The organism is Nostoc sp. (assembly GCF_036919675.1).
In the GTDB taxonomy this organism is placed as follows: Bacteria; Cyanobacteriota; Cyanobacteriia; order Cyanobacteriales; family Nostocaceae; genus Nostoc.
On sequence record NZ_JBALCP010000102.1, the window covers coordinates 222037 to 240533 of the forward strand.

Consider the following 18497-nt stretch of genomic DNA (forward strand, 5'->3'; position numbering starts at 1 on the left):
ATCTCAAAAATTTATTGCTAGTTTGATCAAGATATCTACCCTGATGGGATGACAATAAGAATTAAACCAATTATAAAGGTGGATATTCCGAAAAACTTGTCAAATCGAACACATTGCAATCGTTGTTAATATACTTGCAATAATTTGTAACAGTGCGTAAAGTTACATCTATCTTGAAAATAGGGAATAAGTGGCAATAAATAGTGAAAGGGATTTTTATATCCTTGTTGTGGGCTATTGCTCGTAGGTGTCTTGCAAATAGATAAACTTGAAAACCGACTATTACGGCATGACGGAAATCAAGCTACCATTGAAAATGGTAAAAAAGCCGAGAATGTGAGTCTTTTGACTTCCACAAAGCGGTACTAAGGTTTTGTTTTATAATTAGAAATTTTGCATTTCCCATTGCTTATGAAGTTACGCTCATATATGCTTGTAGGGTTTTTCCTCAGCCTGCTCCTAAGTATTGTGCCGCTTTCGGGCAATTTCACCAATGCTGCAACACCAACAGCAGCCGCACCTGTATCTGCTCTCTCGTTCACCCAAGGGGTACAAAAAACGGTATTGGACAACGGCTTAACAGTGCTAACCAAAGAAGTCCATACCGCTCCAGTGGTGAGTGTGCAAGTCTGGTATAAAGTTGGTTCACGTAACGAGGTTAAGGGAGAAAATGGCATTTCTCACCAGCTAGAACATTTGATGTTCAAGGGTACAACTGACCGTCCAGTGCAGTTTGGAAGGTTGTTTAGTGCCTTGGGTAGCCAGTTCAATGCCTTTACTAGTTATGACGAAACAGCTTACTTTGGTACAGTGCAGCGAGACAAACTCGAAGCATTGTTGACACTGGAAGCCGATCGCATGGAAAACTCCTTAGTTGGGACTGAACAACTCGCAAGTGAAAAGCGGGTGGTGATCTCCGAGTTACAGGGGTACGAAAATTCACCAGGCTATCGTCTGGATCGGGCAGTGATGCGAGATGCTTTCCCTCGCAGAGCCTATGGCTTACCTGTGGGAGGCACAAAAGCCGATGTACAGAAATTCACGGTGGAGCAGGTGCGGAATTATTACCAAACCTACTACAGCCCAGAGAATGCCACATTGGTAATTACAGGGGATTTTGCCACAGAACCTGTACTGAAAGTTGTTAAAGAAACTTATGGGAAGTTGCCAAAACGAGCCAAGACGGCTGTGGCTAAAAATTCCGCCCAGGTGATTGCTTCTACCTCTGTTGCTAAAAAAGCACCGATTGTCCTCAAGCAGCCTGGAAGTGCGGCACTACTACAAGCGGTGTATCCGTTACCAGATATCAAGCATCCTGATGTGCCGGCAATTGATGTGATGGATTCCATTCTCACAGGCGGACGTAGCTCTAGACTTTACCAAGCATTGGTGGAATCTGGACTTGCTAGTTCGGTGAATGGCGGTGCAGCCGAACTCATTGAACCAGGTTGGTATGAAATTAGTGCTACGGCGGCAGCCGGTCAAGAGTTGGGTAAAATTGCCCAGGTGCTCCAGGAATCTTTAGCAAAATTGCAACAGCAGCCAGTTACCACAGAAGAATTGAACCGAGCGAAGACGCAACTGCAAGCCTCGTATATTTTGGGTAATCAAGACATCACCAGTCAAGCTAGCCAACTAGGGTATAACCAAACGATCGCCGGGGATTATCGTTTTATTGAAAAGTATCTGGCTGCGATCGCTAAAGTCACCCCTGCCGAAGTGCAGCAAGTAGCAAAAACTTACCTAAATCCGGCTAAACAAACCATCGGCTTCTTTGAGCCAACTCAACCAGATGGTAAACCAGGGACTTCTAGTGCTGGTTCTGGTCGGACAGTGGAAAATTTCAGCCCCGGTAAGCCTGTAGATCCAGCAGAACTGGCTAAATATCTTCCACCTGCCACATCAGCTACAGATTCGGGCAAACAATCACTACCAGAAGAGTTTACCTTGAATAATGGTTTGCGGGTTCTGCTCTTGAGCGATCGCAACCTCCCCACGATTAACCTGAGTGGACAAATTGACGCCGGGACTGAATTTGACGGCAATCAAAAAGCTGGATTAGCGAATCTGACTGCGACTAACTTAATGAATGGGACGCAGACTAAAAACGCTCTTACCCTAGCAAAAACATTAGAAGACCGGGGAGCCGATTTGAACTTCGGTGCCAGCCGTGAGGGAGTTAGCGTCAGTGGTGAGGGACTTTCACCGAACCTGCCCATATTGATTCAAACTCTGGCAGATGTGTTAGAAAATGCCACTTTCCCAGCCGACCAGTTAGAACTGAGTCGCCAGCGGGCGTTGATAAGTCTCAAAGTCCAGCTAGATGACCCCAGAGGACTGGGACGACAAGTATTTCAGCAAGCAATTTACCCAGAAAATCATCCATTCCATAGCTTTCCCACGGCCGAGAGCTTAAAGAGCGTTACTCGTGATGATTTGCTTGGCTTCTACCAGACACACTACCGACCAGATACCACAACGATCGCTTTAGTGGGAGACTTTGATCCAGTTAAGGTAAAAGCTTTGCTGAATCAGGCGTTTGGCAAATGGCAAGCCACAGGTAAGCTACCTGTTCTTAAAATAGCGTCCGTGTCATTACCGCAAACTTTAACACGTCTAAACAAACTAATTCCCGGTAAGACAGAGGCTGTTACTTACATCGGCTACAACGGCATCGCTCGGAAAGACCCACGTTATTATGCGGCACTGGTGCTAAATCAAATTTTGGGTGGTGATACCTTATCGAGTCGCTTAGGTACGGAAGTGCGCGATCGCCAAGGTCTAACCTATGGGATCTATAGTGGTTTTGCCGCCGGAATCAATCCCGGCCCGTTCTTGATTCAGATGCAGACTGCTCCTGGAGATACCCAAAAAGCGATCGCCAGTACTCTGGCTTTACTCAAACAGTTGCGCGAACAAGGAGTAACTGAGGCTGAATTTAACACGGCAAAACGCTCAATTACTAATAGTTACCCCGTGGATTTAGCTAATCCCAGTGATGTATCAAGCATAATTTTGAGTAATGCTGTCTTAGGACTTTCACTAGCAGAAATCCGAGAGTTTCCCCAAAAGATTCAAGCAGTCACTATGGCTCACCTGCAACAGGCAATTGAGGATTTAATTAAGCCAGAAAATCTGGTAATTGTCACCGCCGGGCCTGGAGATACTGTACCCAAGATTGGATCGTAATTTCACATAAAGGTGCAAAGATGTGCTTTGCACCTTTACATGTTGGTTAAGATTAGACCTTTTGCTTTTATAAGAAGAGATCACAAGTCGGGGTCAGAGTTTATAGGGTTTTTTGTTAGGAATCTATTGCTATATATTACTAATTGCGAACGCCTAAAATTTATTAAAACTTTTTTTATATTAAACTCTAGTGAAGAATTAAAAATTTTTTAAGTAAATTAAGTAATGAAACCGTAAACCAATGATTTATATAAATTTATTATAAATTGATAATTTTTTAATGTAAATATCAAAGACTGAGCTAGAAAATTGGGTTATTCTGATAACGGCGGCATCTAGTCAACCACAATTATGAAAAGTCTAGAACATATTGATCCTATTTTTGAAGGACTTTTTTCTAAAATTAGTCCGAAAATAGCAGCCTCTTTTACTGATGAGCAACTAAAAGCTATACAAAGGGGTTTTGGCTCTCATGTTTGGACTCGTCATTCTGTAGATATAAGAGTTTCATTCCCGATTTCAGGACTTCGATTTTATTTAGTTTTATTAGCAGGTTCGGAATGTCTTTCGCAACAGGGCTTGCAATATAAAAAAAGTAGATATCCTCTTTTAAATCCAGGTAATTTCATATTATTAACAGTATTTGTAACCATTCTATTGAGTTGTGGCTTCACTATTTTCTGTTTTTTATGGTCTTCACTTATTTCACTTACTTCCATCTCAACTTCGCCTTACCCTACATCTATTCCTTGGATTTTTGATAAATCTGAATGCGAATACACTAACAGAACTTGGCATAATGAGAAGTGTTGGGATGATCAACACAGTCCGATGTTTTAAAGTCTATTCACATCGACAATAAAAATAATATGCCTAAAAAGCATTTAACTAAATATTCGTCCAAAAGTGGCACTTTTCTACAACAGTTTTTCGCCTGCATTCCTCCTCAAGTAGCAGCTACTTTTACCGATGCTCAATTGACAGAATTACAAAAGGTATTTATGAAGCGGGTTAGCAAGCGTTCTGCTGTGGATATCAGACTTTATATCCCATTCATTAAAAAGCGTTTCTATATAGTTTTTTTACTAGGCAAGCAAAATAGGTCAAAAAAGAACTGAAAAGATCCAATCTTCACACTTGTAAATACTATCTTATTAATCAGATATTGTCTAGGACTAATAACTTTTTTGCTTGGTGCACTCTACATAGTCGAAATGGTGTTGGAAATTAATACCTTTCCCAATAAATAAATCCAAGAGTTTGTCAAATATTTAATGGTCAGTTTTTCAATTTAGTATCGGTGCCGCCAAGCCCTATTCCTTCAAGAGCATCTGGTAACTCGGCTTGTTGATCAACTTGAATAGCTAATACTATTTGTCCGCTGCCAAAGGTGAGTTTCAAAAAAATTTTCATTTGTCAACAATACTGACTGCTTAAGTTTTCCAGCAGATAAGTTCGCAGTCATGTTCTGCAACTGTTGTATAACTCAATTGCCGAAGCTTCAGCTTTTTGTCCCACAGTTTCAAACAATTTTTCATTTGTAAAAATACTGAGTGCTTAAAATTTTCAGCGGATAACTTCGCAGTTATGTACCACAACTGTTGTATAAGGCACAGTCAATTGTCGAAGCTTCAGCTTTTTGTCCCACAGAGGAGCGATCGCAAAAAGCTTTATTTAGCCCAGTTTCAAAAAGCAACGTTATGATAATTAATGCATTAATCGAGCTTGCGTCTAATAATAAATAAGTTGGCACAAATAAACCTCCAGAATACGGAGACGATTAATCGCCTTTGTAAAGCTGTTAGGTGCTGCGCCCAACCAAAATCAGCCGTTGTACAAATTTCCACAAGGATAATTGAAGTGACCAGGACTAATTCAGACTTTCTTACCTCCTCTGATCCAGCGATCGCGGAGTTAATCAACGACGAACTACAGCGTCAGCGAGACCACTTGGAGTTGATTGCTAGTGAAAACTTTACCTCCGCTGCTGTACTGGCGGCTCAAGGTTCGGTACTGACAAATAAATATGCCGAGGGATTACCTGGTAAACGCTACTATGGCGGTTGTGAGTTTATCGACAAAATCGAGCAACTGGCGATCAACCGGGCTAAACAGATATTTGGTGCTGCTCACGCGAATGTACAACCTCATTCCGGCGCACAAGCCAATTTTGCTGTGTTTCTGTCCCTGCTGGAACCAGGCGACAAAATTATGGGGATGGATTTGTCTCATGGGGGACATCTCACCCACGGTTCACCTGTAAATGTCTCAGGTAAGTGGTTCCAAGTTAGCCACTACGGTGTCAGCCAACAAACAGAACAACTTGACTACGACCAAATTCGGGAGCTGGCGCTGAGGGAGCGTCCTAAGCTGCTGATTTGTGGTTATTCGGCTTATCCCCGTGTAATTGATTTTGAAAAGTTCCGCAGCATTGCTGATGAAATCGGCGCTTACTTACTGGCGGATATTGCCCATATCGCTGGTTTGGTTGCTAGTGGTCTTCATCCTGATCCCATTCCTCATTGTCACGTAGTAACAACAACTACACATAAGACTCTACGCGGCCCTAGAGGTGGCTTAATCTTGACTAGTGACGCAGAACTAGGTAAAAAGCTAGATAAATCTGTTTTTCCTGGCAGCCAGGGCGGGCCATTGGAACACGTCATTGCTGGTAAGGCAGTAGCTTTTGGAGAAGCCCTGAAGCCTGAGTTTAAAACCTATTCTGCCCAAGTGATTGAAAATGCTCGTGCTTTGGCAGAACAACTGCAAAACCGGGGTTTAAAGATTGTGTCCAATGGCACTGACAATCATTTAATGCTCGTGGATTTACGTTCTATTGGCATGACGGGTAAGCAAGCGGATCAGCTAGTTAGTACCGTGAATATTACTGCTAACAAAAATACTGTTCCCTTTGATCCGCAATCGCCATTTGTTACCAGTGGTCTAAGATTAGGTTCGCCGGCAATGACCACGCGGGGCTTGGGAGTAGCAGAATTTACCGAGATTGGAAATATTATTAGCGATCGCCTGCTTTCTCCAGATTCCGAGGTAGTAACCCAAGATTGTCGGCAACGGGTAGCAGCATTGTGCGATCGCTTCCCCTTATATTCTCACCTGGAAATTCCTGTACCAGCCTTAGCCTGAGATGATAGTTAGGAGTTAGGAGTTAAGAGTTAGGAGTGATAAGTTTTAAGTTTTGAACTCCTAACTCCTAATACCAATTCTGTATGAAGATGTGCCTATAGGACTTACGAAAACAACACCCTGTAGGGGCAATTCATGAATTACCCCTACTACCTAAACAAAGCGCAACCTCACATAGAATTGCTATAACTCCAAACTCCTGTACAGACGCGATTAATCGCGTCTCCAAACTCCAAACTCCTGTACAAACGCGATTAATCGCGTCTCTCCAAACTCCAAACTTTTGTACAGACGCGATTAATCGCGTCTCTATTCCTTCCAATGAGTGCAGAAATTATTTGTGTTGGTACTGAACTGCTGCTAGGAGATATCCTCAACGGCAATGCTCAATTTTTAGCGCAACAATTAGCGCAACTAGGTATCCCCCACTACTATCAAACAGTGGTTGGGGATAATCCAGAACGGTTGAAGCAAGTTATAGAAATTGCTATTTCCAGAGCGCAAATTCTCATTTTCACTGGTGGACTCGGCCCGACACCAGACGACCTCACCTGCGAAACGATCGCTGATTTTTTTAAAGTCCCGTTGGTAGAACGCTCTGACATCATCGAAGACATAATCCAGAAATTCGGCCAACGTGGTCGGGTTATGTCACCAAGTAACCGCAAGCAAGCTTTGATTCCCCAAGGTGCAGAAATTCTACCCAACCCCACTGGAACAGCACCCGGTATCATTTGGCAACCCCGTCCTGAAATCACGATTTTTACCTTTCCTGGTGTTCCCAGTGAAATGCATCCGATGTGGGAAGAAACAGCCGTCCCATTTCTCAAAAGTCAAGGTTGGGGTAAAGAAATTATTTACAGTCGGAGTTTAAAGTTTTGGGGTATTGGTGAATCTGCTTTGGCTGAAAAGGTTGCTTCCTATTTAAACTTGCCAAATCCCACAGTAGCCCCTTATGCAGGTAAGGGGGAAGTAAGATTGCGAGTTTCTGCCAAAGCAAATTCAGAAGCAGCCGCAGAAGCCTTAATTGCGCCCATTGAGAAACAAATTAAAGAAATCGCCGGACTAGATTTTTACGGCGTTAATAATGATACTCTTGCTTCCGTGGTCGGTCAGTTGTTGCTTGCATCAAAAGAAACGCTTTCAGTAGCAGAATCTTGCACTGGTGGCGGACTAGGGCAAATGTTGACTGAGATTTCTGGGAGTTCTGATTACTTTTGGGGTGGAGTAATTTCTTATGACAATTCGGTGAAGGTTGGGCTGCTGGGGGTTAACCCAGAAGATTTAGATAAATTTGGAGCGGTAAGTGCTACCGTTGCAGAGCAAATGGCAATTGGAGTCAAAACCCGCCTTGCAACAACATGGGGATTGAGTATTACTGGTATTGCCGGTCCAACTGGAGGGACAGACACCAAGCCAGTGGGTCTAGTTTACGTTGGTTTGGCTGGGCCAAAGGATGAAGTGGCAAGTTTTGAGTATCAGTTTGGTACAGTGCGAGGTCGAAATTTAATTCGTCATGTGAGTGCAAATGCAGCGTTGGATAATTTGCGCCGGAAGTTGTTGACGAGATCGGAGGAATGTTAAGTTTGTCATCCGATTTGGATAACAAGCGTACCTAACAATGCAAATTAATGCGCGATTAGATGAAGAGTATGCTGACAAACTAGCTTACATCCAACAGCAAACTAATCAGTCAATAACGGATGTGATTAAGTCTGCTCTTGAATTGTATTACCAGCAGCTTCAGCAGGAGCAAAAGAACGCATTGTCGATGCTGAAGCAAACAGGCTTTATTGGTTGTGGTCAGGCAGATCCGGATCTGTCTGTAAATTACAAGTCAATTTTGAGAGATGGCTTGAAAGCTAAGTATGATTATCGTTGACACTGGCTTTTGGTTAGCCTTAGCAAATCGAAATGACTTGTACTTATTGCTATAGATGCATGGACTGATTCTCAAGAGGCAAATCTACAGGGGATATTTGGCAATTTGGTCTACTGAATCGAGAAAGTAAACAAATAACTCAAGACCTCAATTTATATCGTGTTCCTGCTGATCTAGAGGATTTGCTGCGGATTTTGGTGGCGGTACTGAGTTAAAGATGAAACACTATCACGTTAATATTTTCTATAGTGAAGAAAATGATGGCTACATTGCTGATATTCCTGATCTGAAATACTGTTCAGCATTTGGTTCAACTGAAGAAGAAGCGCTTCGTGAAGTCTTGCAAGCAAAAGACGCATGGTTATAAGTTGCAAAAATGGAGGAAAACCAATTCCTGAAGCGAGATATCGACCTCCGATTTAGCAGATAGCTTCATGATTATCAGAGAGGCGATGTCTGACGACAAGCCGCTACTCTTAGAGACGCTTTGCGAACGCGTCTACGCATTTTTTATTGAAGTTGCGATCGCCTTTAGTTTTATTCCATAAAACTAAATTTTGTCTAAACCTAGAGACTAAACTCATCAAAAGAGCGAAGCAGCAGGGTAATTATATAATCTACCTAGCTAGATTATCAGTAGTTTCATATTCTAAACCAGGGATAATTTTTTGCTTGAGGTGAACAAGTATTTCAGCTTTTCTTAATGCCATTTATTTGAGACTAGAACCCACATTCTGCACGAGTAAATGTACTCAAAAATTTGCCATCTGCACGTTATTTTGTCAAAACCTGAATTTTTAAAAAACGGCTAAAAATCATTCCTGGCAATCAATTCACGCTTTTTATTATCTATTGAGAGTGAGCAAACGTTTTTAGTTTCAAACATGCTAAATTTATTGACAATAGTGTCAAAAAGCTTTTGATACTTGTTTTCTTTGTGATGCCTGCGGTGGTCACTGAGCTTTGCCGTACCCCTACGGGGAAGCAAACTAGCAAGAGCGTCTCGTAGAGAAGTGCGAGCTAGTTCAATGCCTGAAACCCAAAACGATAGTTGGTTAATATAAAATATCAAGATTTTAAAACTAACCTGCATAATGTGGCTGACAAATTATTAACTTGTTAATATCTTGTTAATAACTTATCAATATCTTGTTAATAGCTTGTTAATAACTACAATATTATATTTTTTATAATCTTTTCCTGATTGGTTTATTGTTCGTACAGTTTCATTCACAGGTATTGCGTTTAAACAACGAAATCTCGTTTGGTAGGAAAAACTTCTTTGTTCTCGAAATGCCTAGAGAATCACATCGGTACTGCTTGGTATTTTGTACATAGTTACAATCCCTCCATTAGTAGTTTTGTACTATCTAAAGTAAGGCTGAGTTTTTGTGAGTCAGTCTCAACCCCTTCTTGAGAGATTAAGATCATAATCAATTTGTTAATAAGTAATAGTGCTTAAAAATTTCGCAAAAATGAGGGTAGAAAACACAAGTTTTGGACTAGCAGTGCCTACGGCTGGCTTTGCCTATGCGTCATCTGAAAAAGTATCACTCATTTTTGTCTTCAAAATTCTGTGTCAAATTGAATTTAATACCCCCATTTGGAGTTAATTTACAGCGTAAATACTATTGACAAAATTAATTTTATCTTAATCTGTCAAGAATGGCTTCAACATCATAATTCCCACACGTATAGCGAGGTCTTAATGATACCCTCAAATGGTGCATTAGCAATGTTACTAGTGCTAATTTCGATGCTTTTTTGGATTTATTTAAGGTATAAAACCAGAATAGGATCAAGATATTCACGCCCTCTGGCAATTTTCGTCATAGTTTCTCTGGCGATCGCTGGTGGAGGTATTGTATCGGCGGTAACACCGAACCCGGCTCCCCTAAATAACATAACCAGTTTACCAGCGGCTACAACTGGAGACCCTAATCCGGCGAACCCACCACTCCTGACAGCGGTGGCTCAACCAAGCAATCTCGGAGACTTTGTTCAAGACCAAACAGCCCTACTCAAGCTAGGAAAATCCCTATTCTGGGATATGCAGCTTGGTAGTGACGGTATTCAGTCTTGTGCTACTTGTCACTTTCATGCCGGAGCTGATAACAGATCAAAAAATCAAATCAATCCTGGTTTTTTGGCATCACTGAAAGATACAACTTTCCAGGTAGGTGGTGGTGCAAATTATCAACTCACGGCGGCAGATTTTCCATTTCACAAACTGGCAGATCCTAACGATCGAACCAGTACTGTTATTTCTGACCCTAACGATGTCGCCTCATCCCAAGGTGTGTTTTATAGTGTTTTGAATAACACTGTTCCGGGTCAACCAGAGGATTCGACTACATCTGAGCCAGATCCAGACGGCTTTCAGGTCAATGGAATTAATGTGCGTCGAGTTGAGCCGCGTAATACCCCAACGGTAATTAATGCAATCTTCAACAAACTCCAGTTTTGGGATGGTCGCGCCAAGGAAACCTTCAATGGGGTGAATATAAAAGGAGCAGCAGACTTTAATGCTAAAGTTTACATAGCTACAACATCAAGGCAACTAACTGCTGTTTCCGTTTCGCTTAACAATTCCTCTTTAGCCTCCCAAGTAACTGCGCCACTCTTGAGTCCATTTGAGACATCTGCTGGTAGTCGGACTTTACCTCAAGTCGGTGCTAAATTTCTGCGGAAAAAAGGTCAGAAGCTCAAAAGCCTCAGACCCTTAGGTAAACAACTTGTAGATCGGCAAGACAGTGTTTTAGGATCTAACAGTCGAAACCGTAAGCCCGGTCTGGATATCGCATCCTATGATCAGCTGATTCGGCAAGCCTTTAAGAAGCAATGGTGGAAGTCAAAGTCAATCATTCAAGTTGACAGTAATGGAACACCAACAGTCCTCGGCAAAAATGATGATGGTAATGAGAGTGAGGAAGGACTGACTTTACCTACAAGTCAGTTTTCGCTCAGGGATTGGAACTTTTCTTTATTCGCTGGGTTAGCAATGCAAAAGTATATATCTACTCTTGTGTCTGACCAGACACCTTTTGATAAATTCCAAGCGGGAAATACCAATGCTCTCACCGATCAGGAGAAAAGCGGTCTGACTGTGTTTGTCAATAATCCGGCTAATGGCGGCGGTAATTGTAACATCTGCCATACGATTCCAGAATTCACCAGAGCCTCGGTGAGAAGAACCGCAGGAGTAGCTTCAACTGATTCAACTGATCCGCTCATTAATAATCCAACTAACGGCTTCTTCCCTAACTACGGAGTCAGACCTGCCTCAGATGACCCAGGTGCTGCAGGAGCCGGAAACACTACCACATCACTTTTCAAAGCACCTGCCCTCCGTAACATCGGCTTGACAGCTCCATATATGCATAACGGTGGGAAGGCAACTCTGGAGCAAGTAGTAGACTTTTACAATCGTGGTCGAGGTGACGACGGTGGACCTGGTGCAGCACCGTTGAACTTAAGCGATGCTAAAAAAGCTGATTTGGTCGCTTTCTTAAGAACCGGACTTACCGATCAGCGAGTCCTCCTTGAACAAGCACCCTTTGACCATCCGCAATTGTTCATCCCCAATGGACATCCCGGCGATCAAAGTTCAGTGACTGCCAGTGGCAATACTAATGGAACTCCTACTGCTACAGATCAGCTAATGGAAATAGCCGCAGTTGGTCGTAATGGTGTCACTACTCCCCAGCCAAATTTCTTAGAGTAAGACTCTAGACTTGAAACCTAACCATCTGCCCTTGTTGCATTGCTTTATCCAAAGTAGCAGCATTGGGCAGATTTTCTAACTTAGGGATGAATATCACTTAATTTTAAGCTAGATTTATAACAAAGATGGGCAAGCACGCGCAAGTAAGTTTTATCAATAACTTATTTTTAGACGTATTTACGACAATTCATGAAACGAGATATTGATCAGCGATTTACCAGATAGCTTCATGATTATGAAAGAGGCGATGTCTGAGGACAAGCCGCTCCGCGTCTACGCACTTTTGCGTAGAGGTTGCGATCGCCTTATTTCACATAAATGGAGAAGACCAAACTCTAACAGCCATATCTGCTAATAATTCCGCTCTTTTATTGATTTCTGTTTCGTTCCACTGTTTCAGATGTCGCAACCCTCGATTCAGACGTAGAGGACTATCTGCGAATCCACCATCCTTTTTATCCCGCTTCTCTATAAACGGGCGATCGCTCAACTCAGGGTTATATCCAGTTAGAGTTAGATTGCCAATAGTGTGTAGATACTTGGCTCGAATTTCTTTCCATTGTTCTCCCAAATCTACCTGCCATTCTAAAGAAAGATTGGGATTTTGTGGCATGATATGCTCAATATAGCGGTGTGCAGTTGAGTGAGATACAAAAACTTTGCTGAAATGATTTGACAGCAATGATTTTGGTGTTATCATCCAATCGATAACCGCTATAGTATATTCTTCAACATTGACTAACTCTTTCCGCTCATAATTTTCTAGTTTACGAAGTAGATAGTTGCGACCACGAAAGTTGTAAATATCCTTAAATGCAAACTCTCGACGAAACTCTTCATCACCTGGAAATCTTTTGTAACTCTTTTTACCATTCAAAGCAATCTGTAAACTTTCTAGGTAGTTTTCTCGGTCAATTTCTCGGCTTAAAGTGGCAAAACTCTTGTTCATAGAGCTAGTAGGAATGCCACAGATAGTCCGCCGAAATACATAGCTTTCCACAAGCTTAAGAATGCTGATAAATTCTTGTCGTGCTATTTTATTTTGATTATAATCATCATAAACTTCTATTAAAAATGGATAGGCAACATCTACCTTAAGAGTATTAATATCCGTAATTAACTGCTTAATTTTTTGGTCAGTTTCCTCAGCAAAAGCTAATTTGACAAAATATTTAGAGTAAAGGTAAACATCCGCTAATATCTCTTTGATTAAAGTATCTTTTTTACCTTGTACATAAATTTTAAAGCTACTATAGACTTCTCTAATATTAGGAATAGTTCCTGATCTAGATTTGATGGTCAGATAGTCCCGAATGAAGCGGTCAAATAGCTGAGAATATCCGGTTTTATCAAAGTTTTTCTCCATTGGATGCCAATAGAGGTTGTAAATTTCGTTCTGCTCCTCCGGTTGAAGTCCCATCAGTACATAGTTCCGAATCTTGTCTGCTTCCGAAAGCTCAAGTCCTGTAGAATTTAGACTTTCAAATATTAATTGTGGATCATCACGATCGCGCTCCAAAGAAATTTCTACAATCATTAACTTGCATATACCTCGGTACAGGCTATTGAGGTCAATGTCTAGTTTAGGAATTTGACTCTCAAAATATCGGTAGTTATCAACAAGTTGCTGAGATTTATCGTTAGATATTTCTGTATCTTCTAGCAATCGAATTAGAGTTTCTCTATCTTTCTTATTTAAAAGTAACTTGTATCGTTCACTACCCTTTGCATGTCTATTAAAAAGATAAAAATCCTCTAGGGCTTCAGAACTAATATCAATTTCTTTATTACTTGCTCTAATAGCTTTACTTAAAACAGAAAGTAGTAATGAAAGGGTTGTTAAACGTTGCTGACCATCAATAACTAACAATTTAGGTATTACTGCTGTTAGATACACAGTATCTACCATGTAAACTAATGAACCAATGAAATGCCCTGAAATTTCATTGTTCTTAGCAGCACGCAAAATATCATTCCATAGCTGCTGGCATTGGGTAATTGTCCAACTATAAGGACGCTGATAGATAGGGATGATTAATTGTTTATTGCCTTCTAAGAAGTTGAGAAACTTGGTTTGAGTAGCTTTCATGGTTTTAGTATTTTATTGGAAAACTGTAGGTATCAAAGCTTCAACACAAACCGCTCTTACGTAATCAGCTAGACTGGATTTAGCTGTGTCATCGTTAGCAGTGGTAAGAAGCTGTCTGATGTCCTAATTCAAGTATTCCCACCAATCAGTTATTGATAACTTTCCTTGCAGAAATTTTATATCAATGTCAACATCTGACTCAGTTTTCCTCACTAGAAATGCCATACTTCTGCTGCATTTCCCGTTTAAATTCCTCAACAAAACGTGTTTGACACGCGTTTATGTCCTCCACTACCTTTGTGGTTAGTAATATCTGATACATTGAACTTCTAACCATCAGCGATCTCATACCTACCCATTAGCACAATTAATCACGGGATCGCTTGCTGTATTCTTCACAGTTTGTTACAAAAGTACAAAGAACTTCTAGAGACCCAAAACCACATGTTCGGCGGACTTACTGGTTTACAAAATCCTAAAGGCACAGATTGGGGAGAGCGGATGCTCAACACAGTCGCCAGCCAAACGATTCGCCACCTGTTTACTCAAAGCGAGTCAGTAGAAGTTTTTGTGCGCTGCTATCCCTCCAGCAAACTGTTGCAAGGCAGCATTGATAGCTTCAAAATGAGCGGTAGTGGCTTGGTGATTCGGAGAGATTTTGCGGTAGAGGAGATGTCTTTTGAAACCGATGCCGTTGCCATTGACTTCGGCTCGGTTTTAAGTGGCAAACTCAGTCTCAAGCAACCCACTCAAGCGATCGCTCAGGTAATTCTATCAGAAGCAGGCATAAACCAAGCCTTTAATGCGGAACTGGTGAAAAAGCGCCTGCTTAATCTCTCGGTACCATCACTGACGGCATTATCTGGCGGTGAACCGGTCTCCTTTACGGAAGTTCAGGTACAGCTATTACCTGAAAATCGCTTACAGCTCGTAGCAAAAGCAGATTTAAACAATGGCGAACTTGTACCCCTGAGCATGATTCTAACTATAGGCATTGAAAGGCGGCGGCGAGTTTCTTTCAAAGATCCGAAAATTGAACTCGACCAAGTGCCAGAAGCCCAGCGGGAAATCTCGCAAACCTTGAGCGTGGCACTGGTAGAAATTTTGGATAATATGGTTGATTTGGATCGCTTTGACCTCGATGGAGTGAAAATGCGGCTCAACCGATTAGAAACTGAAGGTCAAAAACTTATTTTCAGTGGATATGCTGAAATTGAGCGTATTCCAAGTAGCGCTTGACATGAAACTTTGACGTATACAAGGTAAGTAAAGTTTTTTTAACGTGAGTTCGGCGAACCTCTCCCTGCTTTGAACTTTAGTTCAAGTCTGTCCCTCTGTCCCGTCGGAGAGGGACGGTTTAATCTAGTAAAATCTCTTAGAGGTATTTTGATTCAGCTAATTAGACGGACACTATATGAGCCGTCGAATTCGCGTTTTTTTCGCGTCTTTGCATCTTTGCGCGAAGCTCTAAAACAAAATTAAATACCGCCCAAAACGATCTAGGCGGTATTGTAAATAAATTTTTGGGTTTTTAAGAGAGTTAGAGTCAGCAGTTATGGATTATAGGTTGTAAGTAATTCTTATCCATCATTGGATCACTCATAACTCCTAACTATCTATCTTCCTACGCCTACATATTGGAATCCAGCCCGGATCATTGTTTCGGGGTTGAGGAAGTTACGACCATCGATGATAACGGGGTGAGCCATCAATTTTGCCATCTTCACATAATCCAGAGTGCTGAACTGCTGCCATTCGGTGACGAGTACTAAAGCATCGCAGCCGTCAGCAAGTCTTTCGGCATCGGTTTCTACTTGTACACCGGAAAGCCCATGACGTAGACCTGTTTGGGAAACAATGGGGTCATAGGCTTTGACTTTGGCTCCTAGTCGGTTTAGCTGCTCAATTAGGTTGAGTGCTGGGGCGTCGCGCAAGTCGTCGGTATCTGGCTTGAAGGTCAGTCCGAGTAGTCCGACTGTTTTGCCTTTGAGAATTTTCAGAACATGTTGGAGTTTCTCCAGAGCAATCAACCGCTGACGTTCGTTGACACTGACAGCAGCTTTCAGTAGCTGGGCTTCATAACCATAGTCATCAGCAGTGTGAATCAGGGCGGAGACATCTTTGGGAAAGCAGGAACCGCCCCAACCAATACCAGCTTGTAAAAACTTGTTACCAATGCGGGAGTCTAGACCAATACCTTTAGCTACTTGGGTGACATCAGCACCGACGCGATCGCAAATATTAGCAACTTCGTTAATAAAACTAATCTTAGTGGCTAAAAAGGCGTTAGCAGCGTATTTGATCATCTCCGCCGAACTCAGGTCTGTTGCCAAAATTGGCACAGGGGGTAAAGATTGATCCTCAGCATACTTGCGTTCCACAATTGGGGCATACAGTTGTTGCATCAAAGCTACTGCCCTTTGACTATTGCCTCCTAGTACAATGCGATCGGGGTTGAAGGTGTCGTGAACTGCCGAACCTTCGCGCAAAAACTCTGGATTACTGATCACATCAAACTGGGCTGCAACCTCAGGTAATTTCTCATCACTCGACACCCCACCTGCGGTTACTAGTGTTTTCTGCCGTTCAGCGGTACCATCTAAAACAAGCATCCGCACCCAGTCACCTGAGCCAATGGGGACTGTAGATTTATTCACTATGACTTTATAACCACCGTTGAGATTTTCCCCAATCCCACGGGCTACAGCTTCAACATAACGAGTATCACTTTCACCAGTGGGTAAAGGTGGTGTTCCCACAGCAATAAACAGAATTTCTCCGTGGGCAACTCCAGCAGCGAGATCACTAGTAAAATGAATCTTCTCTGTTTGAATGGCAGACTGCATAATTTCTGAGAGTCCCGGCTCAAAAATTGGGGACTGTCCAGACTTCATTAACTTAACTTTTTCTTCGTTGTTGTCTACGCAAATTACATCGTGTCCAATATGAGCCAAGCAAGCACCTGTAACTAAACCAACGTAACCAGTACCAATCACGCAAACACGCATTTTTTAACTCCTCACTTTTTTGGGATTAGTCTTCAAAAAGAAGTTTTCAGACACTTATACACTGCCAGGAAACTCAGCCACTAAGGATATTAGTTATCGAGATCAAACCTGTATGAAAATTCAGAGCGACGCTACGCGCTTTAAATAGTTGAATTATTGACATCGCTTTGAATGCGATCGCGAAAATCTTCTATTGTTAGTTTTAACCCCTCTTGCAGAGGAATTGTAGGTTCCCAATTTAACCAAGTTTTTGCCTTTGTGATATCAGGCTGGCGACGCCGGGGATCGTCCGAAGGTAGCGTCTCGAATTTAATCTGTGCGTCCGGGTTGATCATATTTTGCACTGCTTGTGCTAATTGTAAAATCGTGTATTCACCAGGATTGCCCAAATTTACTGGGCCAATGTACTCGCCATTCATCAGGCGGATGAATCCTTCCACTAAATCGGAAACGTAGCAGAAACTACGAGTTTGCGAACCATCACCGTACACGGTTAAAGGATTACCTCGCAAGGCTTGAACTATAAAGTTGCTCACCACCCGACCATCGTTTTCTAACATTCTCGGTCCGTAGGTATTGAAAATCCGAGCAACTCGAATATCAACTTTATTTTGCCTATAGTAATCAAATGCTAGAGTCTCAGCAATTCTTTTGCCTTCGTCGTAGCATGAACGTATCCCAATGGGATTGACGCTACCCCTGTACTCTTCGGGTTGGGGATGAACTTCTGGATCTCCATATACTTCACTAGTTGAAGCCAAGAAAAACCTAGCTTTCACACGTTTAGCCAGCCCCAACATATTCAGTGTTCCCATCACGTTAGTTTTTACGGTTTTAACTGGGTTGTACTGGTAATGTACCGGAGAAGCAGGACAAGCTAAATGATAAATTTGATCCACTTCTAACCGAATTGGTTCGGTAATATCGTGGCGGATCAGTTCAAAGTACGGATGACCTAACCATTTAAGAATGTTGCGTTTATGACCAGTGTAAAAATTATCCAAGCATATTAATTCATGCCCATCAGTCATTAGTCGGTCGATGAGATGGGAACCAATAAACCCAGCACCGCCCGTCACCAAAATTCTCATAGTTTCCCAGTTACTTACAAATATTTTCTAGTAGCTATTGCACTTACTTTTAGATTACCCAGCTTGAGGACAAAAATACAAAACGAAAAAAAGAACAAGGTTCAATCAATAAGTGTTGTTGAACTTACTTAGATTGTAGGTTTGTGATATTTTTACCTGCTTCTTTAGGAATTTAACTAGCAAAATAACAAACTTAGTCTCAAGATTGTCAGTCTTCCACCTAAAGTTCATCAAATCTTCAATAATATAAAGTGTTTTTACGGTTATTACTGTTCTCACTCGGATGCAAAGAGCAGAGAGGAGGTTGACCAGAAATGTAGAGTTGTACATCCCTACAGTCGATTCATTTTTTGCAAAGATTTTTGTCAAT

At 41.8% G+C, this 18497-nt stretch carries 14 protein-coding genes; 9 read left to right on the forward strand and 5 right to left on the reverse strand.

Features of this window, described 5'->3' with window-relative positions; translation table 11 throughout:
* Positions 1–411 precede the first annotated feature (411 nt).
* The 3 genes from V7K49_RS23395 (at position 412) to V7K49_RS23405 (ending at position 4307) form a co-directional block, all read left to right on the forward strand.
* Positions 412–3189, forward strand: coding sequence for a M16 family metallopeptidase (locus V7K49_RS23395; RefSeq protein WP_335207721.1), 2778 nt, complete (start codon positions 412–414; stop codon positions 3187–3189).
* Positions 3190–3540: 351 nt separating this feature from the next.
* Positions 3541–4029, forward strand: coding sequence for a hypothetical protein (locus V7K49_RS23400; RefSeq protein WP_334873154.1), 489 nt, complete (start codon positions 3541–3543; stop codon positions 4027–4029).
* A 29-nt stretch (positions 4030–4058) separates the two neighbouring features.
* Positions 4059–4307 (forward strand): hypothetical protein, encoded by a 249-nt coding sequence (locus V7K49_RS23405; RefSeq protein ID WP_334795396.1) that lies wholly within the window; start codon positions 4059–4061, stop codon positions 4305–4307.
* 160 nt (positions 4308–4467) lie between these two features.
* Here the strand turns inward: V7K49_RS23405 and V7K49_RS23410 are convergent, their stop codons facing one another.
* Both V7K49_RS23410 and V7K49_RS23415 read right to left on the reverse strand, forming a co-directional pair.
* A complete protein-coding gene (locus tag V7K49_RS23410) occupies positions 4468–4602 on the reverse strand; it encodes a hypothetical protein (protein ID WP_335207722.1) in 135 nt (44 codons plus the stop codon).
* Positions 4603–4774: 172 nt separating this feature from the next.
* Positions 4775–4942 carry a hypothetical protein gene (locus V7K49_RS23415; RefSeq protein ID WP_334873148.1) on the reverse strand — a complete coding sequence of 56 codons (168 nt, stop codon included), beginning with the start codon at positions 4940–4942 and terminating at the stop codon, positions 4775–4777.
* A 107-nt stretch (positions 4943–5049) separates the two neighbouring features.
* On the opposite strand from V7K49_RS23415, the gene glyA reads away from it, so the two are divergent.
* From glyA to V7K49_RS23440, 5 genes are all read left to right on the forward strand, one after another.
* Positions 5050–6333 (forward strand): serine hydroxymethyltransferase, encoded by a 1284-nt coding sequence (gene glyA, locus V7K49_RS23420; RefSeq protein ID WP_334873146.1) that lies wholly within the window; start codon positions 5050–5052, stop codon positions 6331–6333.
* 321 nt (positions 6334–6654) lie between these two features.
* Positions 6655–7917, forward strand: a complete 1263-nt coding sequence (locus V7K49_RS23425) for a competence/damage-inducible protein A (RefSeq protein ID WP_335207723.1) — start codon at positions 6655–6657, stop codon at positions 7915–7917.
* A 37-nt stretch (positions 7918–7954) separates the two neighbouring features.
* Positions 7955–8215: a CopG family transcriptional regulator gene (locus V7K49_RS23430; protein WP_335207724.1), complete on the forward strand. Its 261-nt coding sequence runs from the start codon at positions 7955–7957 to the stop codon at positions 8213–8215.
* Positions 8216–8432: 217 nt separating this feature from the next.
* Positions 8433–8582, forward strand: a complete 150-nt coding sequence (locus V7K49_RS23435; RefSeq protein WP_334873140.1) for a type II toxin-antitoxin system HicB family antitoxin — start codon at positions 8433–8435, stop codon at positions 8580–8582.
* 1341 nt (positions 8583–9923) lie between these two features.
* Positions 9924–11939 carry a cytochrome-c peroxidase gene (locus tag V7K49_RS23440; RefSeq protein WP_335207725.1) on the forward strand — a complete coding sequence of 672 codons (2016 nt, stop codon included), beginning with the start codon at positions 9924–9926 and terminating at the stop codon, positions 11937–11939.
* A 310-nt stretch (positions 11940–12249) separates the two neighbouring features.
* Here the strand turns inward: V7K49_RS23440 and V7K49_RS23445 are convergent, their stop codons facing one another.
* A complete protein-coding gene (locus V7K49_RS23445; RefSeq protein WP_335207726.1) occupies positions 12250–14028 on the reverse strand; it encodes a DUF262 domain-containing protein in 1779 nt (592 codons plus the stop codon).
* A 444-nt stretch (positions 14029–14472) separates the two neighbouring features.
* Between V7K49_RS23445 and V7K49_RS23450 the strand changes: the two genes are divergently transcribed.
* The gene (locus tag V7K49_RS23450; RefSeq protein WP_334873136.1) at positions 14473–15267 is read left to right on the forward strand and encodes an LmeA family phospholipid-binding protein; all 795 of its coding nucleotides are present in this window, start codon (positions 14473–14475) and stop codon (positions 15265–15267) included.
* Positions 15268–15644: 377 nt separating this feature from the next.
* Here the strand turns inward: V7K49_RS23450 and V7K49_RS23455 are convergent, their stop codons facing one another.
* Both V7K49_RS23455 and V7K49_RS23460 read right to left on the reverse strand, forming a co-directional pair.
* Positions 15645–17036 carry a UDP-glucose dehydrogenase family protein gene (locus V7K49_RS23455; protein ID WP_335207727.1) on the reverse strand — a complete coding sequence of 464 codons (1392 nt, stop codon included), beginning with the start codon at positions 17034–17036 and terminating at the stop codon, positions 15645–15647.
* A 140-nt stretch (positions 17037–17176) separates the two neighbouring features.
* Complete coding sequence (locus tag V7K49_RS23460) at positions 17177–18127, reverse strand: UDP-glucuronic acid decarboxylase family protein (RefSeq protein WP_273766770.1); 951 nt, start codon at positions 18125–18127, stop codon at positions 17177–17179.
* Between the last annotated feature and the right edge of the window lie 370 nt (positions 18128–18497).